Annotated in this window: 21 protein-coding genes; 20 read left to right on the top strand and 1 reads right to left on the bottom strand. The window is 70.2% G+C overall.

Going from position 1 to position 22,886, the window contains the following annotated elements; translation table 11 throughout:
* The first annotated feature begins 232 nt into the window (after positions 1-232).
* The 4 genes from GPJ59_RS01905 (at position 233) to GPJ59_RS01890 (ending at position 3,419) form a co-directional block, all read left to right on the top strand.
* On the top strand, positions 233-853 hold the full coding sequence (locus GPJ59_RS01905) for an ATP-dependent Clp protease proteolytic subunit (RefSeq protein WP_219664562.1): 621 nt from the start codon (positions 233-235) through the stop codon (positions 851-853).
* A 69-nt stretch (positions 854-922) separates the two neighbouring features.
* A complete protein-coding gene (locus GPJ59_RS01900) occupies positions 923-1,576 on the top strand; it encodes an ATP-dependent Clp protease proteolytic subunit (protein ID WP_219664609.1) in 654 nt (217 codons plus the stop codon).
* 103 nt (positions 1,577-1,679) lie between these two features.
* A complete protein-coding gene (clpX, locus tag GPJ59_RS01895; RefSeq protein WP_219664559.1) occupies positions 1,680-2,966 on the top strand; it encodes an ATP-dependent Clp protease ATP-binding subunit ClpX in 1,287 nt (428 codons plus the stop codon).
* A 186-nt stretch (positions 2,967-3,152) separates the two neighbouring features.
* A complete protein-coding gene (locus GPJ59_RS01890; protein WP_219664557.1) occupies positions 3,153-3,419 on the top strand; it encodes a hypothetical protein in 267 nt (88 codons plus the stop codon).
* A 51-nt stretch (positions 3,420-3,470) separates the two neighbouring features.
* On the opposite strand, the gene GPJ59_RS01885 is transcribed toward GPJ59_RS01890, so the two are convergent.
* Positions 3,471-4,400: a hypothetical protein gene (locus GPJ59_RS01885; protein WP_219664555.1), complete on the bottom strand. Its 930-nt coding sequence runs from the start codon at positions 4,398-4,400 to the stop codon at positions 3,471-3,473.
* A 191-nt stretch (positions 4,401-4,591) separates the two neighbouring features.
* Here GPJ59_RS01885 and GPJ59_RS01880 point away from each other — a divergent pair, with 191 nt between their 5' ends.
* The 16 genes from GPJ59_RS01880 to GPJ59_RS01805 all read left to right on the top strand — a co-directional run.
* Positions 4,592-7,213: a valine--tRNA ligase gene (locus GPJ59_RS01880; RefSeq protein WP_219664553.1), complete on the top strand. Its 2,622-nt coding sequence runs from the start codon at positions 4,592-4,594 to the stop codon at positions 7,211-7,213.
* 125 nt (positions 7,214-7,338) lie between these two features.
* Entirely contained in the window at positions 7,339-8,853 is a 1,515-nt protein-coding gene (gene folC, locus GPJ59_RS01875) for a bifunctional tetrahydrofolate synthase/dihydrofolate synthase (protein ID WP_219664551.1), read from the top strand.
* Between the two features lie 3 nt (positions 8,854-8,856).
* Positions 8,857-9,201: a DUF4233 domain-containing protein gene (locus GPJ59_RS01870; protein ID WP_219664549.1), complete on the top strand. Its 345-nt coding sequence runs from the start codon at positions 8,857-8,859 to the stop codon at positions 9,199-9,201.
* 184 nt (positions 9,202-9,385) lie between these two features.
* The gene (ndk, locus tag GPJ59_RS01865; RefSeq protein WP_219664548.1) at positions 9,386-9,796 is read left to right on the top strand and encodes a nucleoside-diphosphate kinase; all 411 of its coding nucleotides are present in this window, start codon (positions 9,386-9,388) and stop codon (positions 9,794-9,796) included.
* Between the two features lie 392 nt (positions 9,797-10,188).
* Positions 10,189-11,208, top strand: a complete 1,020-nt coding sequence (locus GPJ59_RS01860) for a rod shape-determining protein (protein ID WP_125647420.1) — start codon at positions 10,189-10,191, stop codon at positions 11,206-11,208.
* A 125-nt stretch (positions 11,209-11,333) separates the two neighbouring features.
* Entirely contained in the window at positions 11,334-12,284 is a 951-nt protein-coding gene (gene mreC, locus GPJ59_RS01855; protein ID WP_219664546.1) for a rod shape-determining protein MreC, read from the top strand.
* Between the two features lie 4 nt (positions 12,285-12,288).
* The gene (mreD, locus tag GPJ59_RS01850) at positions 12,289-12,984 is read left to right on the top strand and encodes a rod shape-determining protein MreD (RefSeq protein ID WP_219664544.1); all 696 of its coding nucleotides are present in this window, start codon (positions 12,289-12,291) and stop codon (positions 12,982-12,984) included.
* Between the two features lie 16 nt (positions 12,985-13,000).
* Positions 13,001-15,166, top strand: coding sequence for a penicillin-binding protein 2 (gene mrdA / locus GPJ59_RS01845; protein WP_219664542.1), 2,166 nt, complete (start codon positions 13,001-13,003; stop codon positions 15,164-15,166).
* Between the two features lie 9 nt (positions 15,167-15,175).
* Positions 15,176-16,375 (top strand): rod shape-determining protein RodA, encoded by a 1,200-nt coding sequence (gene rodA, locus GPJ59_RS01840; protein ID WP_219664608.1) that lies wholly within the window; start codon positions 15,176-15,178, stop codon positions 16,373-16,375.
* 49 nt (positions 16,376-16,424) lie between these two features.
* A complete protein-coding gene (locus GPJ59_RS01835) occupies positions 16,425-17,948 on the top strand; it encodes a CYTH and CHAD domain-containing protein (RefSeq protein WP_219664539.1) in 1,524 nt (507 codons plus the stop codon).
* A 71-nt stretch (positions 17,949-18,019) separates the two neighbouring features.
* Positions 18,020-19,945 carry a TIGR03960 family B12-binding radical SAM protein gene (locus GPJ59_RS01830; protein WP_219664537.1) on the top strand — a complete coding sequence of 642 codons (1,926 nt, stop codon included), beginning with the start codon at positions 18,020-18,022 and terminating at the stop codon, positions 19,943-19,945.
* Between the two features lie 138 nt (positions 19,946-20,083).
* Positions 20,084-20,329 carry a hypothetical protein gene (locus tag GPJ59_RS01825; RefSeq protein WP_258023715.1) on the top strand — a complete coding sequence of 82 codons (246 nt, stop codon included), beginning with the start codon at positions 20,084-20,086 and terminating at the stop codon, positions 20,327-20,329.
* Positions 20,302-20,730 (top strand): PIN domain nuclease, encoded by a 429-nt coding sequence (locus tag GPJ59_RS01820; RefSeq protein ID WP_219664535.1) that lies wholly within the window; start codon positions 20,302-20,304, stop codon positions 20,728-20,730. The genes GPJ59_RS01825 and GPJ59_RS01820 overlap by 28 nt, the downstream gene beginning before the upstream one ends.
* A 59-nt stretch (positions 20,731-20,789) precedes the next feature.
* A complete protein-coding gene (locus tag GPJ59_RS01815) occupies positions 20,790-21,539 on the top strand; it encodes a hypothetical protein (RefSeq protein WP_219664533.1) in 750 nt (249 codons plus the stop codon).
* 114 nt (positions 21,540-21,653) lie between these two features.
* Positions 21,654-22,430: a TIGR03936 family radical SAM-associated protein gene (locus GPJ59_RS01810; RefSeq protein ID WP_219664532.1), complete on the top strand. Its 777-nt coding sequence runs from the start codon at positions 21,654-21,656 to the stop codon at positions 22,428-22,430.
* Between the two features lie 231 nt (positions 22,431-22,661).
* Positions 22,662-22,886 (top strand): hypothetical protein (locus tag GPJ59_RS01805; protein WP_219664529.1); only part of this gene is annotated, 225 nt, incomplete at its 3' end.

Raw genomic sequence — 22,886 nt, 5'->3', positions numbered from 1 at the left:
GGCAGGGGCCCCGAGAGCCGAGAGCTGCCTGGAAGGGCCCGGACGCCTGTGCGTCCGGGCCCTTCCGCGTACCTGCCCGAGGGGCCGCGGGACCTTGCGCTCCGAGCGAACAGTTCGGGAAGCGGGATGGCGTTGTCCGACCTGCGCGTTAGGGTCCATGAATATGAGGGCACTGCCCTCCGAACGAGACGCTGAGACGGCACGTAGCCGTCGGAGACGAGCAGGTGGATACGTGACGAATCTGAAGCTGCCTTACGCCGCGGGTGAGCCGTCCATCGGTGGTGGCCTCGGCGACCATGTCTACAACCGGCTGCTCGGCGAGCGCATCATCTTCCTCGGCCAGCAGGTCGACGACGAGATCGCCAACAAGATCACGGCGCAGCTCCTCCTCCTGGCCGCCGAGCCGGAGAAGGACATCTACCTCTACATCAACAGCCCCGGCGGCTCCGTGACGGCCGGCATGGCGATCTACGACACCATGCAGTACATCCCGAACGACGTCGTCACGATCGGCATGGGCATGGCGGCCTCCATGGGCCAGTTCCTGCTGACCGGCGGCACCGCGGGCAAGCGCTTCGCGCTCCCCAACACCGACATCCTGATGCACCAGGGCTCCGCCGGCATCGGCGGCACCGCTTCGGACATCAAGATCCAGGCCCAGTACCTGCTGCGCACCAAGCAGCGGATGGCCGAGATCACCGCGCACCACTCCGGCCAGACGGTGGAGCGGATCATCCAGGACGGCGACCGTGACCGCTGGTTCACGGCCGAGGAGGCCAAGGAGTACGGCCTGATCGACGAGATCATCTCGGCCGCGTCCGGCGTCCCGGGTGGCGGCGGCACCGGGGCCTGACCCCGGCCGCAGGCCCGTACCGGACAGCCCCCCAGCCCGCAGAACGCCACCAGGACGGTGAACACCCAGATGCAGAACAACCTCTCCGCGAGCGGCCTCTACACCGGCGCTCCGATGGACAACCGCTACGTCGTCCCGCGCTTCGTGGAGCGCACCTCGCAGGGCGTGCGCGAGTACGACCCGTACGCGAAGCTCTTCGAGGAGCGCGTGATCTTCCTCGGCGTGCAGATCGACGACGCCTCCGCCAACGACGTCATGGCGCAGCTGCTGTGCCTGGAGTCGATGGACCCGGACCGCGACATCTCGATCTACATCAACAGCCCCGGCGGCTCCTTCACCGCGCTGACCGCCATCTACGACACGATGCAGTTCGTGAAGCCGGACATCCAGACGGTCTGCATGGGCCAGGCGGCCTCCGCCGCCGCCGTCCTGCTGGCCGCCGGCACGCCCGGCAAGCGGATGGCCCTGCCGAACGCCCGCGTGCTGATCCACCAGCCCTCCGGCGGCACCGGCCGCGAGCAGCTCTCCGACCTGGAGATCGCGGCCAACGAGATCCTGCGCATGCGCGACCAGCTGGAGTCCATGCTGGCCAAGCACTCGACCACGCCGATCGAGAAGATCCGCGAGGACATCGAGCGCGACAAGATCCTGACGGCCGAGGACGCGCTCGCGTACGGCCTGATCGACCAGATCATCTCCACCCGGAAGATGAACGCGGCCTGATACTTGCACGGGGCCCCTCAGCGGGGCCCCGGCAAGGTACCGTCGGATATGAGGCACCAGGAGCGCTGAACCAAGCGTCTCCCAGGCGAAGGGGAAGCACCTCGTGGCACGCATCGGTGACGGCGGCGACCTGCTCAAGTGCTCGTTCTGCGGAAAGAGCCAGAAGCAGGTGAAGAAGCTCATCGCAGGACCCGGTGTGTACATCTGCGACGAGTGCATCGACCTCTGCAACGAGATCATCGAGGAGGAGCTCGCCGAGACGAGCGAGGTGCGCTGGGAAGAGCTTCCCAAGCCCCGCGAGATCTACGAGTTCCTGGAGAGCTACGTCGTCGGCCAGGAGCCGGCGAAGAAGGCGCTCTCGGTAGCGGTCTACAACCACTACAAGCGCGTACAGGCCGGCGAGAACGGCGGCGCGCAGGGCCGGGACGACGCGATCGAGCTCGCGAAGTCCAACATCCTGCTGCTGGGCCCGACCGGCTCGGGCAAGACCCTGCTGGCGCAGACCCTGGCCCGCATGCTGAACGTCCCGTTCGCCATCGCCGACGCGACGGCGCTGACGGAGGCCGGGTACGTCGGCGAGGACGTCGAGAACATCCTGCTGAAGCTGATCCAGGCGGCCGACTACGACGTCAAGAAGGCCGAGACCGGGATCATCTACATCGACGAGATCGACAAGGTCGCCCGCAAGAGCGAGAACCCGTCGATCACGCGCGACGTCAGCGGCGAGGGCGTCCAGCAGGCCCTGCTGAAGATCCTGGAGGGCACGACCGCGTCGGTCCCGCCGCAGGGCGGGCGCAAGCACCCGCACCAGGAGTTCATCCAGATCGACACGACGAACGTGCTCTTCATCGTGGGCGGCGCCTTCGCCGGCCTGGAGAAGATCATCGAGTCGCGGGCGGGCGCCAAGGGCATCGGCTTCGGCGCGACGATCCGCTCGAAGCGGGAGATCGAGGCCAGCGACCAGTTCCAGGAGGTCATGCCGGAGGACCTGGTGAAGTTCGGGATGATCCCGGAGTTCATCGGCCGCCTGCCCGTCATCACCTCGGTGCACAACCTGGACCGCGAGGCCCTGCTCCAGATCCTGGTCGAGCCGCGCAACGCGCTGGTGAAGCAGTACCAGCGGCTGTTCGAACTCGACGGCGTCGAGCTGGACTTCGAGCGCGAGGCGCTGGAGGCGATCGCGGACCAGGCGATCCTCCGCCAGACGGGCGCGCGCGGCCTGCGCGCCATCATGGAGGAGGTCCTGATGTCGGTGATGTACGAGGTCCCGTCCCGCAAGGACGTGGCCCGCGTGGTCATCACGGCCGACGTGGTCCGCTCGAACGTCAACCCGACGCTGGTGCCGCGGATTGTGCCGAAGGACGCGGGGCCGCACGAGAAGTCGGCGTAGCGCGTAGCGCTCACCGCACCTGCCGTACGAACGAGGAAGGGGCGCCCCGGATGTCCGGGGCGCCCCTTCCTCGCATTTCAGGACTGTATTGACCGATTATCGGACAAGTGTTCCGTCTTGCCTCGCGATGCGGCCGCTTCCTTGATCAACTTTGTCTCGGCGCGTCTTCCACGAAGGGAACGAGACATGAAGAAGAAGCGGACGCTCGGCGTTCTGGCGGCGACCTTCGCTGCCGCCGCACTGCCGCTTGTGGCGGCCTCGCCGGCTTCGGCCGACGCGGCCGACTGCCTGCAGTACCTGAGCAACGTGGGCTATCAGGTGGGTCCGAGGACCAACGCGGCGTGCGACCGAGGCGCCGGTGGGATCGCGAATGTGTTCTGCGAACCTTCGATGATATCGATAGGGGTTAAGTGGGAGCATGCGAGCGAGGCGTGCTACCAGGCGAGCCTCTGACATTGGCCCGGTCGGCGCGGGAATGAGTGTCCGCGCCGACCGCAGGTCTGATCAGGCCTTGACCCGGGCCGTGTTGTAGACCTTCGCCGCCAGGGCCGCCACCTCGTCCAGGGTGCCGCTCGGGGCGCCGAGCAATGCCTTGGCCGGGTCGATCATGTTGACGGAGGTCAGCGTGGAGAGGTCGCCCATGGCGCAGGTGGGGATTATGAAGTCCTTCATGCCCGGGGCAGCCGACGAACCGCTCTTGGTGCTGGTCCCCTTGACGTTGGCGCACTTCATCACGCCGCCCTTGAAGCCCGACGGCTTGAACTCCTGTGGGGTGCCAACCACTTCGTAGGTGAAGTTCTTGGCTTCGGATTCCTTGTTCTTGCCGATGCTGGCGAAGTAGTTGTCGACCGCCTTCCCGGGGTCGGCTACCTCGCCGTAGAGGCCGTTGGCGTGGAGCTGCTTGGACGTCTTGTCGTCCGTGCCGTTGGCATACTGCGCGGCGACGTTGTGGGCGTTCTTGACGCCCATGGCCTCGGCCTTGGCCTTCTGCTCGCCCTCGAAAACCTTGTCCTCGATGTTGGCGGGACTCTTGGCGTTCTTCTTGAACGCGTCGATCGACTCCGGCATCACCAGCTTGTAGCCCTTGGTGTCCGAAGACACCCCGCCACCGCCGCCGCCCAGGAAGTACCAGCCGCCGCCCGCGATCACCGCGACCGCCACGACCGCCGCCGTGACGATCAGGCCCGTCTTCTTCTTCGGCGGCTGCTGCACCGGCATGCCGCCGTACGGGGGCGTCGGGGGCTGGCCCGGGTAGCCGTACGGCGGCTGCGGCGGGACGCCCGGCTGCTGGGGGTAGCCCGGCGGGGGCGGGGGAGCCTGCTGGGGGTAGCCGTAGCCAGGCGCCGGCGGCGGCGGGGCCGGCTGACCGTAGGGCTGCTGTCCGTACGGGCCCGGCTGCTGGCCGCCGTACGGCCCCGGCTGGTTGAAGCTCATTCCCGGCTCCCCCTTTGAGGTTGCTTTGCTTATGCGTTCCTCACATCCTGTCGGAAGCCGAACGCGCGTGGGGCGCCGGGGTGCCAGGCGTTACGCAACTACTACGACACTGCTACGTCTGCACCTGCATCGAGGTCCGCCCCGCGGTATCAATTCGTAACGGGGGCGGCGCCGCCCGTATCCTGTGGTCCGTGACCGAGAACACGCAGACACCCAGCAGCCCCAACTCCGAACTGCCGACCCAGTACGCGCCGGCCGAGGTAGAGGGGAAGCTCTACGAGCGCTGGGTAGAGCGTGGGTACTTCGAGGCCGACGAGAACAGCGACAAGCCGCCGTACACCATCGTCATCCCGCCGCCCAACGTCACCGGCAGCCTCCACCTGGGCCACGCCTTCGAGCACACGCTGATCGACGCACTCACCCGCCGCAAGCGCATGCAGGGCTACGAGACGCTGTGGCAGCCCGGCATGGACCACGCCGGTATCGCCACCCAGAACGTCGTCGAGCGCGAGCTCGCCAAGGAGGGCAAGTCCCGCCACGACCTCGGCCGGGAGGCGTTCGTCGAGCGCGTCTGGCAGTGGAAGGCCGAGTCCGGGGGCCAGATCTCCGGCCAGATGCGCCGCCTGGGCGACGGCGTCGACTGGTCGCGCGAGCGCTTCACCATGGACGAGGGCCTGTCCCAGGCCGTCCAGACCATCTTCAAGAAGCTCTACGACGACGAGCTGATCTACCGCGCCGAGCGCATCATCAACTGGTGCCCCCGCTGCCTCACCGCCATCTCCGACATCGAGGTCGAGTACCAGGACGACGACGGCGAGCTCGTCTCCATCCGGTACGGGGACGGCGAGGACGCCATCGTCGTCGCGACGACCCGCGCCGAGACGATGCTCGGCGACACGGCCGTCGCCGTCCACCCCGAGGACGAGCGCTACAAGCACCTCGTCGGCCGGGAGATCGAGCTGCCGCTCACCGGCCGCCGCATCCCCGTCGTCGCCGACGAGCACGTCGACCCCGAGTTCGGCACCGGCGCCGTCAAGGTGACCCCCGCCCACGACCCCAACGACTTCGAGATCGGCCAGCGCCACGGCCTGCCGAACCTCGCCGTCATGGACGAGCGCGCGGTCATCACCGCCCACGGCCCCTTCCAGGGCCTGGACCGCCTGGAGGCCCGCTCCGCCATCGTCGCCGCGCTGCGCGCCGAGGGCCGGATCGTCGCCGAGAAGCGCCCGTACGTCCACTCCGTCGGCCACTGCTCGCGCTGCAAGACCACCATCGAGCCGCGCCTGTCGATGCAGTGGTGGGTCAAGGTCGGCCCGCTCGCCAAGGCCGCCGGCGACGCGGTCCGCGACGGCAAGGTCAAGATCCACCCGCAGGAGATGGAGAAGCGCTACTTCGACTGGGTCGACAACCTCCACGACTGGTGCATCTCGCGCCAGCTGTGGTGGGGCCACCGCATCCCGGTCTGGTACGGCCCGAACGGCGAGGTCGTCTGCGTCGGACCCGACGAGCAGCCGCCGGCGGGCGAGGGCTGGCACCAGGACACCGACGTCCTCGACACGTGGTTCTCCTCCGGCCTGTGGCCGTTCTCCACGCTCGGCTGGCCGCAGCAGACCGAGAGCCTGGCGAAGTTCTACCCGAACTCCGTCCTGGTCACCGGCTACGACATCCTCTTCTTCTGGGTCGCCCGGATGATGATGTTCGGCCTGTACGCGATGGACGGCACCCCGCCGTTCCACACCATCGCCCTGCACGGCATGGTCCGCGACCAGTTCGGCAAGAAGATGTCGAAGTCCTTCGGCAACGCGGTGAACCCGCTGGACTGGATGAACGAGTACGGCTCCGACGCCGTCCGCTTCACCCTCGCCAACGGTGCCAACCCGGGCGTCGACGTCCCGATCGGCGAGGACTGGGTCAAGGCCTCCCGGAACTTCGCCAACAAGATCTGGAACGCGACCCGCTTCGCCCTGATGAACGGCGCGACGATCGAGGGCGAGCTGCCCCCGGTCGAGCAGCTGTCCGCGACCGACCGCTGGATCCTGTCCCGCCTGAACAAGACGGTCGCGCAGGTCGACGCATACTACGAGGACTACCAGTTCGCGAAGCTCAGCGACGCGCTGTACCACTTCGCGTGGGACGAGGTCTTCGACTGGTACGTCGAGCTGTCCAAGACGACCTTCTTCGCCGGCGGCGAGCAGGCCAAGGTCTCCGGCCGGGTCCTCGGCGAGGTCCTGGACGTCATGCTGCGCCTGCTGCACCCGGTCGTCCCGTTCGTCACCGAGACGCTGTGGACCACGCTCACCGGCCGCGAGTCCATCGTGATCGCCGAGTGGCCCACCGACAGCGGGTTCCGCGACGAGGCCGCCGAGGCCGAGATCGAGAACCTCCAGCAGGTCGTCACCGAGGTCCGCCGCTTCCGCGCCGACCAGGGGCTGCAGCCCGGCCAGAAGGTCCCGGCCCGGCTGGAGCTGGCCGGCACCCCGCTGGCCGCCCACGAGGGTGCCATCCGGCAGCTGCTGCGCCTGACGCCGGAGGGCGAGGGCTTCAACGCCACCGCCAGCCTGCCGGTCGCCGGGGCCACGGTCGCGCTGGACCTGTCCGGCACGATCGACGTCGCGGCCGAGCGCAAGCGCCTGGCCAAGGACCTCGGCGCCGCCGAGAAGGAGAAGGCCCAGGCCGAGGCCAAGCTCGGGAACGAGGCGTTCCTCGCCAAGGCCCCGGACAACGTCGTGGACAAGATCAAGGGCCGGCTGGCCAAGGCCGAGCAGGACATCGCCCGGATCCAGGCCCAGCTCGCGGCCCTGCCCGCCGCGTAAGCGCTCCGCCGGTCGGCCGGCAGCGCAGGACACACCGAGGGCCCCGCACCGCGCACCCGCGCGACGCGGGGCCCTCGGCCGTTCCCCCGCGGCCCGGGCCCGCCGTCCGTCCGTAGACTGGCCCTGTGAGTGAGCAGCAGCCCGAGCCCAGCGACGACCGCTTCGACGAGTTCGACGAGATCGTGGCCGAAGAAACCCACCGCGACCCCGACCTGGCGGTGATCGAGGCCGGCAGCCGCACCCTGCGCGCCCAGGCCGGTGCGCCGCAGGGCGACCCGGTGCCCGCCCGCCCCGAGGACCCGGAGGTGGACAAGGCGCTGCGCGAGGTGGAGCAGGAGCTGTCCACCCGCTGGGGCGAGACCAAGCTGGAGCCTTCGGTCACCCGGATCGAGGCCCTGATGGACGTCCTCGGCCAGCCGCAGCGCGCGTACGCCTCGATCCACGTCACCGGCACCAACGGCAAGACCAGCACCGCCCGCATGATCGAGGCGCTGCTCGGCGCCTTCGAGCTGCGCACCGGCCGGTACACCAGCCCGCACGTGCAGACCATCACCGAGCGCATCAGCCTGGACGGGGCCCCGATCGAGGCGGAACGCTTCATCGAGACCTACCACGACATCAAGCCCTACGTGGAGATGGTCGACGCGTCCCAGGAGTACCGGCTGTCCTTCTTCGAGGTGCTCACCGCGATGGCGTACGCGGCCTTCGCGGACGCCCCGGTGGACGCGGCCGTCGTCGAGGTCGGCATGGGCGGCAGCTGGGACGCGACCAACGTCATCGACGCCTCGGTCGCCGTGATCACGCCGATCAGCCTGGACCACACCGACCGGCTGGGCGCCACGCCCGCCGACATCGCCGCCGAGAAGGGCGGGATCGTCAAGCAGGGCGCCACCGTCATCCTGGCGCAGCAGCCGGTGGACGCGGCGCAGGTGCTGCTGAAGAAGGCCGTCGAGGTGGACGCGACGGTCGCCCGCGAGGGCATGGAGTTCGGCGTCGTGTCCCGCGAGGTCGCCGTCGGCGGCCAGCAGCTGGTGCTGCGCGGGCTGGGCGGCGAGTACGAGGACATCTTCCTGCCGCTGTACGGGGCGCACATGGCGCACAACGCGGCGGTGGCGCTCGCGGCGGTCGAGGCCTTCTTCGGCATCGGCGCGGAGCACGCGCGGCCGCTGGACGTGGAGACGGTCCGCCGGGCCTTCGCCACGGTCACCTCGCCCGGCCGCATGGAGGTCGTCCGGCGCAGCCCGACGGTCGTCCTGGACGCCGCCCACAACCCGGCGGGCGCGCGGGTGACCGCCGACGCGATCACCGAGGCCTTCGGGTTCAGCCGGCTGATCGGCGTCGTGGGCACGAGCGAGGGCAAGGACGTGCGCGGGGTCCTGGAGGCCTTCGAGCCGATCTTCGCCGAGGTCGTCGTCACGGAGAACTCCACCTACCGGGCGATGAGCGCGGACGAGCTGGCGGCCATCGCGGTCGAGGTCTTCGGGGCCGACCGGGTGCAGGTCGAGCCGCGGCTCGACGACGCCCTGGAGGCGGCGATCACCCTGGCGGAGGAAGAGGCCGAGTACGGAGGGGCCGGCGTCCTGGTGACCGGCTCCGTGATCACGGTGGGCGAGGCGCGCCTGCTGCTCAAGAGGGGCTGACCTGTGCGGACCTTGTGCGCGTCGACGCTGATCGGCGAGTTCTTCGTGGTCGGTTTCGCCGGCCTGGTGGCCATGAAGGACCCGGACCTCACCCAGGCCACCGTCTGGACCGTGTGCGGCGTCGCGATGCTGCTGTCGGTGCTGCTGTGCGGGATGCTCAGCCGCCCGGGCGCGCTGCAGATCGGCTGGGCGCTGCAGATCGGCCTGATCGCCAGCGGCTTCGTCGTCCCGACGATGTTCTTCCTGGGGGCGGTCTTCGCCGGCCTGTGGTGGGCCTCGGTCCACTACGGCCGCAAGATCGACGAGGCGAAGGCCCGCTGGGCGGCGCAGAGTGAGGCCCAGGCCTGAGGCTGTGCCCTGCGGGTGCCACGTGCTTCGATGCCTGTGGCACCCGGGCCTTCCCCGCCTCTGCGGGGTGTTCCGCCGGAGGCTGTCCGTCGAGGTCTTGTCGGCGAGCGGTCCGGGTGCTGCCGGTTCGCTCCTTCCCTGTAGCCTCGTGCTACCGCACCCGTATGCCGCAAGGAGCCACACCATGTCCCAGCGCACGCTCGTCATCCTCAAGCCTGACGCGGTCAGGAGGGGGCTGGTCGGCGAGATCATCGGCCGCATCGAGCGCAAGGCCGGCTGGACCATCCTGGCGATGGAGCTGCGCACGCTGGACGAGGAGACCCTTGAGGCCCACTACGGCGAGCACAAGGGCAAGGTTTTCTACGAGCCCCTCATGGGCTTCATGGCCTCCGGCCCGTCCGTCGTCCTCGTCGTCGAGGGCGAGCGCGTGATCGAGGGCCTGCGCCAGCTGGCCGGTCCGACCGACCCGATCGCCGCCGCGCCCGGCTCCATCCGGGGCGACTTCGGCACGATCGTGCGCGAGAACCTGATCCACGCCTCGGACGGCGAGGAGTCCGCCGAGCGCGAGCTGAAGCTGTTCTTCCCGGGCCTGTGAAAGTCCTGTGAGTCTTCGCGGGCGGTGATCCCCCGGACGGGGCCCTTACGGCGCCCGGGCGATCCCGTCGCGAGCCCGTCGCGGGCCCGCCCGCGCCATGCGCGTCCTGACGCGACATCAGCCGAATAGCGCTCATGACCTGGGGCGACCGAAGTAATTTCGGTCGCCCTTCGGTATTCGCGGCCCCCGCGGGGAACGCATGGGCAACACGCAACGTCACCACTAAGGGGACGGGTTTCCGTATCCCCGGGAAAGCCGGAGTCCCGTCGCGCGATGTCCATACGTGCGGCACTACGATGGGGCTTCCACCCACACACCCACCTCGCCGACCTGACAGCAGCCGCTATCAACTGGAAGGCCAGACGCTCCTCATGGGGAACAAGGGGAACTCAATGTCGTTCATCGGCCGTGACATGGCTGTCGACCTCGGGACCGCCAACACGCTGGTGTACGTGAGGGGCCGGGGCATCGTGCTGAACGAGCCGTCCGTCGTCGCGATCAACACCAACACCGGCGGCATCCTCGCGGTCGGTTCCGAGGCGAAGAAGATGATCGGGCGCACCCCCGGCAACATCGTCGCCGTACGTCCGCTCAAGGACGGCGTCATCGCCGACTTCGAGATCACCGAGCGGATGCTCCGCTACTTCATCCTCAAGATCCACAAGCGTCGCTACCTGGCCCGCCCGCGCGTCGTGGTCTGCGTCCCCTCCGGCATCACCGGGGTCGAGCGCCGCGCCGTCATCGAGGCGTCCACCCAGGCCGGCGCCCGTCAGGTGCACATCATCGAGGAGCCCATGGCCGCGGCCATCGGCTCGGGCCTCCCGGTCCACGAGGCCACCGGCAACATGGTCGTGGACATCGGCGGCGGCACCACCGAGGTCGCCGTCATCTCCCTCGGCGGAATCGTCACGGCGCAGTCCATCCGGGTGGCCGGCGACGAGCTGGACAACGCGATCATCCAGCACATCAAGAAGGAGTACAGCCTCCTCCTGGGTGAGCGCACCGCCGAGCAGATCAAGATCACGATCGGGTCGGCGTACGACCTCGACAAGGACGAGCACACCGAGATCCGCGGCCGCGACCTCGTCTCCGGACTGCCCAAGACGGTCGTCATCTCCGCCGCCGAGGTCCGCAAGGCCATCGAGGAGCCCGTCAACGCGATCGTGGACGCGGTCAAGACCACCCTCGACAAGTGTCCGCCGGAGCTGTCCGGCGACATCATGGACCGCGGCATCGTGCTCACCGGCGGCGGCGCGCTGCTGCGCGGCCTCGACGAGCGGCTGCGCCGCGAGACCGGCATGCCCATCCACATCGCCGAGGACCCGCTGGACTCCGTCGCGCTCGGCTCCGGCAAGTGCGTCGAGGAGTTCGAGGCGCTCCAGCAGGTCCTGGACGCCCAGCCCAGGCGTTGACATCCGCCCCGCAGGGGCATATGCGGAACACGATGATCCGCCGTACGGGTGCTACCGCGCCGGTGCGGCGGATCGTTGATATACAGGCAGAGAAAATTCCTAGAGGGAAGGCACGGCCGCCGCACGTGAGGGACACACGAGAGAGCCGGCTGCTCCTGGTGCTGCTGATCGCCATCGCGTTCGCACTGATCACGGTGGACATCCGGGCGGGCGAGGAGTCCCCGGTCGACGGCGCCCGGCGGGCCGCCGCCGCGGTCTTCGGCCCGGTGGAGAAGGGCGTGTCGACCGCCGTCGACCCGGTCGCCAACGCCATAGGGGCGGTACGGGACTCCGGCGAGCGGCACAACCGGATCGCGACGCTCGAACGCGAGAACGCGGCCCTGAAGGCCCGGCTCGGCAGCGACGACCGCACCCGCAGCCGCATCCAGGAACTCGACGCCATGCTCAAGCGGGCCGGCGCCGGCCAGTACGGCATCAAGGGCGCCGAGGTCATCGCCATAGGGTCCGCCCAGGGCTTCTCCTGGACGGTCACCATCGACGCCGGCAGCAAGGACGGCATCGAGCGGGACATGACCGTGCTCAACGGCGACGGACTCGTCGGCCGGGTCACCACGGTCGGCCCCGACACCGCCACCGTCCTGCTCGCCAACGACCCCGACTTCACCGTCGGCACCCGCCTGGAGGGCACCGGCGAACTCGGCTTCGCCACCGGCCAGGGCGACCGCCCCCTGTCCGTGCAGATGCTCAACGGCCGGGCCAAGGTCAACCCCGGCGACCGCCTGGTCACCTTCGGCTCCCGCGCCAACAAGCCCTTCGTACCGGGCGTCCCGCTCGGCGAGGTGGTCCAGGTCGACAAGTCCGGCGGCGGCCTCACCCGGACCGTGCACGTCCGCCCGTTCGTCGGCTTCTCCCGCCTCGACATCGTCGGCGTGGTCGTGATGCCGCCCCGGGAGGACCCGCGCGACACGGTCCTGCCGCCCAAGCCGGAACCCCCCAAGCCCACGCCGACGGTCACCGTCACGGTCACGCCCTCCCCGAGCGTCTCCGGCCGGCCCGTGGGCGAGGAGGAGAGCTAAAGCCATGCGCTTCAACCGGATCCTGCTCTCCGCCACCCTCGTCGTGGTCGCCCTCGTCGTCCAGGTCACCATCTTGGGCCGGCTCCAACTCCCCGGAGCCGTCCCCGACCTGATACTGCTCACCGTCGTCGCCCTGTCCCTGGTGTACGGGCCGACGTCCGGCGCCCTGCTCGGCTTCGGCGCCGGACTGCTCGCCGACCTGGCCCCGCCCGCGGACCACGCCGCCGGCCGCTACGCCCTGGTGCTCTGCGTGATCGGCTACGCCGCCGGTCTGGCCCGGCCCGACAACGGCCGGTTCCGCTCCGCCTGGGGCCCCATGCTCACCGTGCTGGCCGCCGCCGTCGGCTCGATCCTGCTCTACGTCGGCGTGGGCACCCTGGTCGGCGACATCGCCGAGCGCCACGTCGGTCTCGTCGGCCTGCTGTTCACCGCGGTCCTCTACGACCTGCTGCTGGCCCCGTTCACGGTGCCGTTCATCATGGCGCTGGCCCGCCGCGCCGAGAACGACCCGATGGCCGTGGAGGCGAACGGCGGGCCGTCGCAGGGCGCCGACGTCTCCTCCGGCTGGCTGGCCGGCGGAACCGGCCTGCGCATCGGCGGCCGGCGCGGCGGCCTGCGCCTGAGCGCGGCCCGCGGCCGCGCCAACCGGGCCGGCCGGATAAAGGGGATCAAGGGCGTGAAGAGCGTCAAGAAGCTGTGACGGGGGAGCACGACGCATGACCAACATTCCCGAGACCGGCCGCACCCCCCGGGTGCAGATCCGGCTCGTCATCATCCAGGTGCTCGTCTTCTCGCTGCTGTTCACCCTCGGCGGACGCCTGTGGTACCTGCAGATCCGCAACGGCCACGAGTACGCCGACGTGGCCAGGAGCAACCACGTCCAGCGCGTGGTGCAGCCCGCCGTGCGCGGCTCCGTCCTGGACGCCCGCGGCGTCCCGCTCGCCGACAACGAGACCCGCCTGGTGGTCTCCGCGTCCCGCACCGAGCTGATGCGGATGAAGGACAAGGGCAAGGCCGTCCTGACCCGGCTGGCCGGCGTCCTGGACATGAAGCCGCAGGACGTCATGGACAAGGTCCGGCTCTGCGACTCCAAGACCCCCAAGCCCTGCTGGAACGGCTCCCCGTACCAGCCGATCCCGGTCACGCTGGAGGCCACCACCCAGCAGGCCCTCACCATCCGCGAACGCCCCGAGGACTTCCCCGGCATCACCGCCGAACCCACCGCGGTCCGCCGCTACCCGGCGCCCGGCGGGGCCCGTACCGCACAGGTGCTCGGCTACCTCTCGCCGGTCACCGACGACGAGATCCAGAAGGCCAAGGACACCGACTCGCCGCACCTGCGCTCGGACCAGGTCGGCCGCTCCGGTATCGAGCGCACGTACGACAAGCAGCTGCGCGGCAAGGCGCAGGTCACCTCGTACGAGGTCGACAACCTCGGCCGGGTCATGGACCAGACGAAGTCCGACCCGGGCGTGGCCGGATCCACCCTCGTCACCAGCATCGACGCCCGGGTCCAGGCCGTCGCCGAGTACGAGCTCGCCCAGGCCATGAAGGTCGTCCGGAACGAGACGGACAACATCACCGGCCGCAAGTACGAGGCCGACTCCGGCGCCGTCGTCGTCATGGAGACCAAGACCGGCCGCGTCGTCGCCATGGCCTCCCAGCCCGACTACGACCCCAACGCCTGGGTCGGCGGCATCTCCGGCCAGGACTACGCCAACCTCACCAGCAAGAACTCCAACTACCCGCTGCTCAACCGGGCCATCCAGGGCCAGGCCCCCGCCGGCTCCATCTTCAAGGTGGTCTCCGCCAGCGCCGCCGTACGCGCCGGCCACGACTTCGACGACAAGTACAACTGCAGCGCCTCCTACAACATGGGCGGCCGCAGCTTCGCGAACTTCGAGTCCAAGGGCCACGGCCCCATCACCCTCGGCGAAGCCCTCAAGTACTCCTGCAACACCGTCTTCTACGCCCTCGGCCACCAGGAGTGGCAGCGCGACGGCGGCCTCGAACCCAAGAAGGACGCCCACGACTGGTTCTACCGCACCGCCCGCGAGTTCGGACTCGGCTCCGAGACCGGGATCGACCTGCCCAACGAGGTCACCGGCCGGATCCCCGACCGCCAGTGGAAGAAGAGCTTCTGGGAGGCCAACAAGGACGCCTGGTGCAAGCAGGGCAAGAAGGGCGGCACCTACGTCGAGCAGATCGCCTACGAGAGCTGCCTCGAAGGCAACCAGCTCAAGGCCTACGACAGCATCAACTTCGCCATCGGCCAGGGCGACGTCCTCGTCACCCCCATCCAGATGGCCACCGCCTACTCCGCCATCAGCAACGGCGGCACCCTCTACAACCCCACCGTCGGCAAGGCCGTGATCAGCCCCGAGGGCAGGATCGAGGAGATCCAGCCCCAGGCCCACGGCAAGCTCCCGATCGACGCCAAGACCGTCCGCGACCTCGACAAGGGCCTGCGCTCCGTCGTCGAACCCGGCGGCACCGCCGCCTGGCGGTTCGGCGGCTGGCCGCTGGACAGGATCCCGCTGCGCGCCAAGACCGGCACCGCCCAGGTCTACGGCAAGCAGACCACCTCGTGGCTCGCGACGTACACCGACGACTTCACCATCGTGATGACGATCTCCCAGGCCGGCACCGGCTCCGGCGCCTCGGGCCCCGCCGTACGCAACATCTACAACGCGATGTACGGCCTCACCATGGACGGCAAGGACAACGGCAAGGCCCTCCTGCCCAAGCCGCAGGCACAGCTGCCCACCGTCCACCCCGACGGCACCATCGACGCCCCCGAGATCAAGCCGTACGTGCCCCCGTCCCCGGAGGAGCTGGCGCCGCCCGCGCTCGCCGGCCCGCCGCCCCTGCGGCATGACTGAGACGTGATGATGCAGACCGCCAACAAGTTCTCCGTGTCCCGGTACGCGCCGCAGAAGGGCCCGCTCGCCCGGCTGACGGCCCGCGACTCGGTCCTGCGCCGGCTCGACTGGCCGATACTGCTCGCGGGCCTCGGGCTGTCGCTGATCGGTTCGCTGCTGGTGTGGTCCGCGACCCGCCACCGCGACTACCTCAACCAGGGCGACCCGCAGTACTTCCTGTGGCGCCACCTGCTCAACACCGGCATCGGCCTGGTCCTGATGATCGGGACGGTCTGGCTCGGCCACCGCACCCTGCGCGGGGCCGTGCCGGTCCTGTACGGGCTCTCGATCGTGCTGGTCGCCGCCGTGCTCACCCCGCTCGGCGCCACCATCAACGGCGCCCACGCCTGGATCGTCATCGGCGGCGGCTTCTCGCTCCAGCCCTCGGAGTTCGTGAAGGTCACGATCATCCTGGTGATGGCGATGCTGCTGGCCGCCCGGGTGGACGCGGGCGACCTGGTGCATCCCGAGCACCGGACCGTGGTCAAGGCACTGTGCCTGGCCGCCGCACCCATGGGCATCGTGATGCTGATGCCCGACCTCGGGTCGGTCATGGTGATGGTCGTGATCGTGCTGGGCGTGCTGCTGGCCTCCGGCGCCTCCAACCGCTGGGTGCTCGGGCTGATCGGCTCCGGGACGGTGGGCGCGATCCTGATCTGGCAGCTCGGCGTGCTCGACGAGTACCAGATCAACCGCTTCGCCGCCTTCGCCAACCCCGAGCTCGACCCCGCCGGCGCCGGCTACAACACCAACCAGGCGCGGATCGCGATCGGCGGCGGCGGCGCGCTCGGCTCGGGCCTGTTCAAGGGACCGCAGACCACCGGACAGTTCGTACCGGAACAGCAGACCGACTTCGTGTTCACCGTGGCCGGCGAGGAGCTGGGCTTCGTCGGCGGCATCCTCATCCTCGGCCTGCTCGGGGTCGTGCTGTGGCGGGCCTGCGTGATCGCACGGGAGACCACCGAGCTCTACGGGACGGTCGTGGCGGCCGGGATCATCGCCTGGTTCGCCTTCCAGTCCTTCGAGAACATCGGGATGAACCTGGGCATCATGCCGGTGGCGGGCCTGCCCCTGCCGTTCGTGTCCTACGGCGGCTCCTCGATGTTCGCCGTCTGGGTGGCGGTCGGACTCCTCCAGTCGATCAGGGTGCAGCGACCGATGTCGGCCTAATCCGCTGTTCACCCTGCCGACGCGATCCGTTCAGGACTAGGTTCGGGTTATGGCGGACACGAAGCGCGAGATCGAGCGGAAATTCGAGTTCACGAAGCCCAAGGCCAGCAGACGCGGAGTCCCGGACCTGACGGGCACGGCGGGGATCGCCGCCGTCCTCGACCGGGGCACCGCCGACCTCGACGCCGTCTACTACGACACCCCCGACGGGCGCCTGGCCGCCGACGGCCTGACACTGCGCCGCCGCACCGGCGGCGAGGACGAGGGCTGGCACCTGAAACTGCCCGTCTCCCCGGGCGTGCGCGACGAGGTCCGGGCCGCCCTCAGCGACACCGTCCCGCGCAGCCTCGCCGCCCTCGTGCGCTCCCGGGTCCGCGACACCGACCTGTCCCCGCAGGTCCGGCTGCTGTCCTCGCGCAAGATCGCCCACCTCGTGGACGCCGACGGCGCACTGCTCGCCGAGCTCAGCACCGACACCGTCACGGCCGAACGCGCCGACACCAGCGCTGGCTGGACCGAGGTCGAGGTCGAGCTCGCCGACGGCACCGACCCCGCCCTCCTCGACGCCGTGGAGAAGGCCTTCCGCAAGGCCGGCCTCAAGGTCTCCGACGCCCCGTCCAAGCTCGCCCGGGCCCTCGACGAGACCGGCGCCCGGCCGGCGCCCCGCCCGGCACCGGACCTCGACCCCGGCACGGCCGGCGCGGAGGTCCTCGCGTACCTGCGCGAACAGCGCGACGCACTCGTCGCCCAGGACCCGGCCGTCCGCCGCGACCTGCCCGACTCCGTGCACCAGCTGCGCGTGGCGACCCGGCGGCTGCGCAGCGCCCTGAGGACGTACGCCAAGGTCCTGGACCGCGAGGTCACCGACCCGCTCGGCGAGGAGCTGAAGTGGCTGGCCGGCGAGCTCGGCGTCGACCGCGACCAGGAGGTGCTCATGGAGCGCTTCCAGAGCGGCCTCGACGAGGTCCCCCGCCCCCTGCTCCTCGGCTCGGTCCGCGGCCGGCTGCGCATCTGGAACAACGCCCGCCGGGCCGGCGCCCGACGGCGCACCCTGGCCGCCCTCGACAGCCGCCGCCACCTCGCCCTGCTCGACGCCCTCGACGCGCTGCTCGCCGACCCGCCGCTGCTGCCGGGCGCCGCGGACCCCGCCCCGAAGGCCCTGGCCAAGGCGGTCCTGCGCGACCACCGCCGGCTGGCCGACCGGATCGGCCGCGCGCTGGACCTCGACCCCGGACACGAGCGCGACCTCGCCCTGCACGAGGCCCGCAAGGCGGCCAAGCGCGCCCGCTACGCGGCGGAGTCCGCCACAGGCGTCCTCGGCGGACCCGCCAAGCGGCTCGGCAAGGCCGTGAAGTCGCTCCAGACGGCCCTCGGCGAGCACCAGGACAGCGTCGTCGCCCGCGAGGCCCTGCGGCAGCTGGCCGTCCAGGCGAACGGCGCGGGCGAGTCCTCGTTCACCTGGGGCCTGCTGTACGGCCGCGAGGAGGCCCTGGCCGACCGCCTGGAACGCGAGCTCCCCGAGCTCTGGGCCGAGGCCGGGGCGCCGTCCCTGCTGTCCCCCCTGAAGAACTGAGGCGGCGGGGGCGGCCCTGCACCCGGGTTACGCTAGATAGTCGCCCCCTGCCAGCTCACGAAGGTCGCGAGATGCCCGCCGAGTCCGTTTTTCCTCAGCTCGAGGCTCTGCTCCCGCACGTCCAGAAGCCCATCCAGTACGTCGGCGGTGAACTCAACTCCACCGTCAAGCCCTGGGAGAGTGCGGACGTCCGCTGGGCGCTCATGTACCCGGACGCGTACGAGGTCGGTCTGCCCAACCAGGGCGTCATGATCCTCTACGAGGTGCTCAACGAGCGCGAGGGCGTCCTCGCCGAGCGCACCTACAGCGTGTGGCCGGACCTGGAGGCCCTGATGCGCGAGCACGGGGTCCCGCAGTTCACGGTGGACTCGCACCGCCCGGTGGGCGCGTTCGACGTGTTCGGCCTGTCCTTCTCCACGGAGCTGGGCTACACGAACATGCTCACGGCCCTGGACCTCGCGGGCATCCCGCTGGAGTCCAAGGACCGCACCGTCGACCACCCGATCGTGCTGGCGGGCGGCCATGCGGCCTTCAACCCGGAGCCGATCGCGGACTTCATCGACGCGGCGGTCATCGGCGACGGCGAGCAGGCCGTCCTCGACATGACCGAGATCATCCGCGCGTGGAAGGCGGAGGGCCGTCCCGGCGGCCGCGAGGAGATCCTCTTCCGCCTCGCGAAGACCGGCAACATCTACGTCCCCGGCTTCTACGACGTCGAGTACCTGCCGGACGGCCGCATCGGCCGGGTCGTCCCCAACCGCTCCGGCGTGCCGTGGCGCGTGTCCAAGCACACCGTCATGGACCTCGACGAGTGGCCCTACCCCAAGCAGCCGCTGGTCCCGCTCGCCGAGACCGTCCACGAGCGGATGTCGGTGGAGATCTTCCGCGGCTGCACCCGCGGCTGCCGTTTCTGCCAGGCCGGCATGATCACGCGCCCCGTGCGGGAGCGAAGCATCACCGGCATCGGCGAGATGGTGGAGCGCGGCCTGAAGGCCACGGGCTTCGAGGAGGTCGGCCTGCTCTCCCTGTCGTCCGCGGACCACACGGAGATCGCCGACATCGCCAAGGGCCTCGCGGACCGGTACGAGGAAGACAAGATCGGCCTGTCCCTCCCCTCCACCCGGGTGGACGCCTTCAACGTCGACCTGGCCAACGAGCTGACGCGCAACGGCCGCCGCTCCGGCCTGACCTTCGCCCCCGAGGGCGGGTCCGAGCGCATGCGCAAGGTCATCAACAAGATGGTGTCGGAGGAGGACCTCATCCGCACCGTCGCCACCGCCTACGGCAACGGCTGGCGCCAGGTGAAGCTGTACTTCATGTGCGGCCTGCCGACCGAGACCGACGAGGACGTGCTCCAGATCGGCGACATGGCGGTCAACGTCATCGCCAAGGGCCGCGAGGTCTCCGGCCAGAACGACATCCGCTGCACGGTCTCGATCGGCGGCTTCGTCCCGAAGCCCCACACCCCGTTCCAGTGGGCCCCGCAGCTCTCGGCGGAGGAGACGGACGCCCGTCTCGAAAAGCTCCGCGACAAGATCCGCGGCGACAAGAAGTACGGCCGCTCGATCGGCTTCCGCTACCACGACGGCAAGCCCGGCATCGTCGAGGGCCTGCTCTCGCGCGGTGACCGCCGCATCGGCGACGTCATCCGCGCCGTGTACGAGGACGGCGGCCGCTTCGACGGCTGGCGCGAGCACTTCTCCTACGACCGCTGGATGCAGGCGGCCGAGAAGACCCTGCCCGAGTACGGCGTGGACGTCGCCTGGTACACCACGCGCGAGCGCACGTACGAGGAGGTCCTGCCCTGGGACCACCTGGACTCCGGCCTGGACAAGGACTGGCTCTGGGAGGACTGGCAGGACGCCCTGGACGAGTCGGAGGTCGAGGACTGCCGCTGGACCCCGTGCTTCGACTGCGGCGTGTGCCCGCAGATGGACACGCACATCCAGATCGGCCCCACCGGCAAGAAGCTGCTGCCGCTGTCGGTCGTGAAGTAGCCGCGGTCGCGGCTCGCGCCTGTGCCCCCACCGGGATTCCCGGTGGGGGCATATTCATTCGAATGCGCAGGAATGTTTCTGCATGGACCTCGTCTGGATATCCTGATTGCATAGTGCTGGGTATCGAAAGGTGGGGCCATGGCCAAGACCGTGATCGATCTTGACGAGGAAGCGCTCGCGCTGGCCGCAGCGGCGCTCGGAACCAGGACCAAGAAGGACACCGTGAACGCGGCCTTGGCGGAAATAGGAGCACGGGTCAGGAGGGAGAAGGCCCTGGCCAGACTCGTCGAGCTGGACGAGGAGGGAGCCTTCGACAAGGGGCGGGAGGCTGGGTTCAAGGAGGAGGTGCGCGGACCGTGGGGGATCGAGACGCCGGTTTCCTGATCGACACCTCGGCGGCGCACCGCATCACGCTGCCCGGACCCTTCTCCGTGTGGCGTTCCGCGCTCACCGCGGGCCGTATCGGGATGTGTGCGGCGACCGAGGCGGAGGTGCTGTACTCGGCGCGGTCCGCCGAGCAGTACACGACCATGCGCGAAACCCTCGGTGACCTCTACACCTGGTACGGAATCCCGGACGACGTCTGGGTGAAGGTATTGCTGCTGCAGGACACCCTGGCGGGCGCCGGCTGCCTCCGCTCCGCCGGGGTCGTCGACCTCGTGGTGGCGGTCACCGCCGCGCATCACCGGCTCACCGTCCTCCACTACGACCGGGACTTCGAGACGATCGCCAAGCACACCGACCTGCGAACCCGCTGGCTGGCCGAGCCGGGGTCCGTCGACTGAACCCCTCCCGAAGGCCCCCGACCTGCAACGGTCGGGGGCCTTCGGGCGTCTTGACCTGCATGGAAGAAGGCTGGTTGGTCCGGGCCGTGCGGTTCCCGGTCAAGGTGGTGGCGGTGCTCGTCGTGCTGCCGGTGCGTGCGCTGTGGGAGCTGCTCGCCGCGTGCGGACGGTTCCTCGGGCGGTATGTGCTCGGGCCGCTGTGCACGTATGTGCTGGTACCGCTGCTCAAAGCGGTGTTCGTCTGGCCCTGGGTCGCCTTGTGGCGGTACGTGGTGGTGCCCGTCGGGCGGTTCCTGTACCGGTTCGTCGTCGTTCCGCTGGCCTATGTGTTCGGGCCGCTCGCGCTGGCCGTGGCCTGGCTGGACCAGGCGCTCACCCTGGTGCTGATCGTCTGGCCGTGGACGGTGGTTTACCGGGGGCTGCTGAGGCCGGTGGGGCTGGCCGTGGGCTGGATCGCGCGGATGCTCGGCCGGTACGTGCTCCGGCCGCTGTACGACTATGTGCTCGCCCCGCTCGGACAGCTGCTCGCCTGGGCCTGGGGCGTCGCCGGGCGGATCCTCGCCTGGTTCGGGCGCGGTCTGCGGTGGGTGGCCTGGGTGGTGCTCGGGCTGCCGGCCGTGTGGATCTACCGGCACGTGCTCACCCCGGTCGGGCACGCCGTACGCGCGGTGTGGCGGACGGTGACCGAGCCGGTGCGCCAGGCGTGGTCCGAGGTGCGCCGGGCCCTCTTCGGTGCGCCGCCGCAGGAACCGGCGAGGTCACGGGCGCGTACTCTGGGTAGTACGACAGCCGGCAGGCGCGGCCGCTGAGCCGCCCCCCGCTGCGAACGACGTCCTAGGGCGGAGCCTGAGTGCTCGCGCCCCGCACAAGGAGAAGAACCACTGGGCAAGCGACAGCCCGAAGGCCCGCCGCCCGCACCGGCGGTGCAGCGCATCCGACTGCGCTACACCAAGCGCGGCCGCCTCCGGTTCACCAGCCACCGAGACTTCCAGCGCGCCTTCGAGCGGGCCCTGCGCCGCGCCGAGGTGCCGATGGCGTACTCGGCAGGCTTCACCCCGCACCCGAAGGTCAGCTACGCGAACGCCGCGCCGACCGGTACCGGAAGCGAGGCCGAGTACCTGGAGATCGCCCTCACCGCACACCGCGACCCCGAGAAGCTGCGCGAGCTGCTCGACGAGTCGCTGCCCGACGGCCTCGACATCGTCGATGCCGTCCAGGCCCGTACGTCCGGTCTCGCCGACCGGCTGACCGCCTCCGTCTGGGAGCTGCGCCTGGACGGCGTGGAGCCGGAGGAGGCCGAGCGCGCGGCGCAGACCTTCCTGGCCGCGGAGACCGTCGAGGTCCAGCGCCGCACCAAGAACGGCGTGCGCACCTTCGACACCCGGGCGGCCGTGGTGAGCCTGGACGCCCGTCCGGCGGCAGCCGATAGGCCGCTGGACAATGCCTGTGCGATACTGCGGCTGGTTGTTCGGCACGTGACACCTGCCGTGCGACCCGACGACGTCCTGTCCGGTCTCCGAGCTGTGGCCGACCTGGCGCCGCCGGTCCCCGCAGCGGTGACCAGGCTGGCGCAGGGGCTCTTCGACGAGGAGTCCGGCACGGTGACCGACCCGCTCGCGCCCGACCGCGACGCCGACACGGCCGCTCCACCCACGGCCGCCGTGACAGCCGACGCGAAGGCGCCGGAAGGTCCCGCGTAAGGGCTGTCGTCGCGTGCAGCCCTGGCACTCGGGAGCCACCTGGGTCGGGCCGCGCACAGACCTGAAGACTTCCGTCAGGCCGTGCGACATCACGTACGGAACCGGCGGCATTGGACTACAGCTCCCGTGAGGCGCATGCGCCCCGGAGGCCGGCTCCGCGCTCATCACGCGGAGCCGTGCCGGACCGGATGTCAGCCGCGGCGCCCGGGAGCGTGACGGGAGAACCCCCGCATGCCCCAGAACGTTGACAACAGCACCCCCAGCGACAACCTGCCGCCGCGTCGCCGCCGTCGTGCGGCGTCCCGCCCGGCGGGCCCGCCCGGTGGCACCGCTGCCGCCGAGCAGGTGACCGACACCACGGCCGGCGAGGCCGTGGCCGCGGCCGTTGCCGCCGAGTCCGCGCCGTACCGGCTGCTGCGGGTCCGCGGCGGCCACTGCGGCGGCCAGGACGGCGGT

The organism is Streptomyces bambusae (genome assembly GCF_019400985.1).
Lineage (GTDB): Bacteria > Actinomycetota > Actinomycetes > Streptomycetales > Streptomycetaceae > Streptomyces > Streptomyces bambusae_A.
The sequence above is the reverse complement of the archived record's forward strand: the minus strand, read 5'-3'. Positions and strand labels throughout refer to the sequence as shown.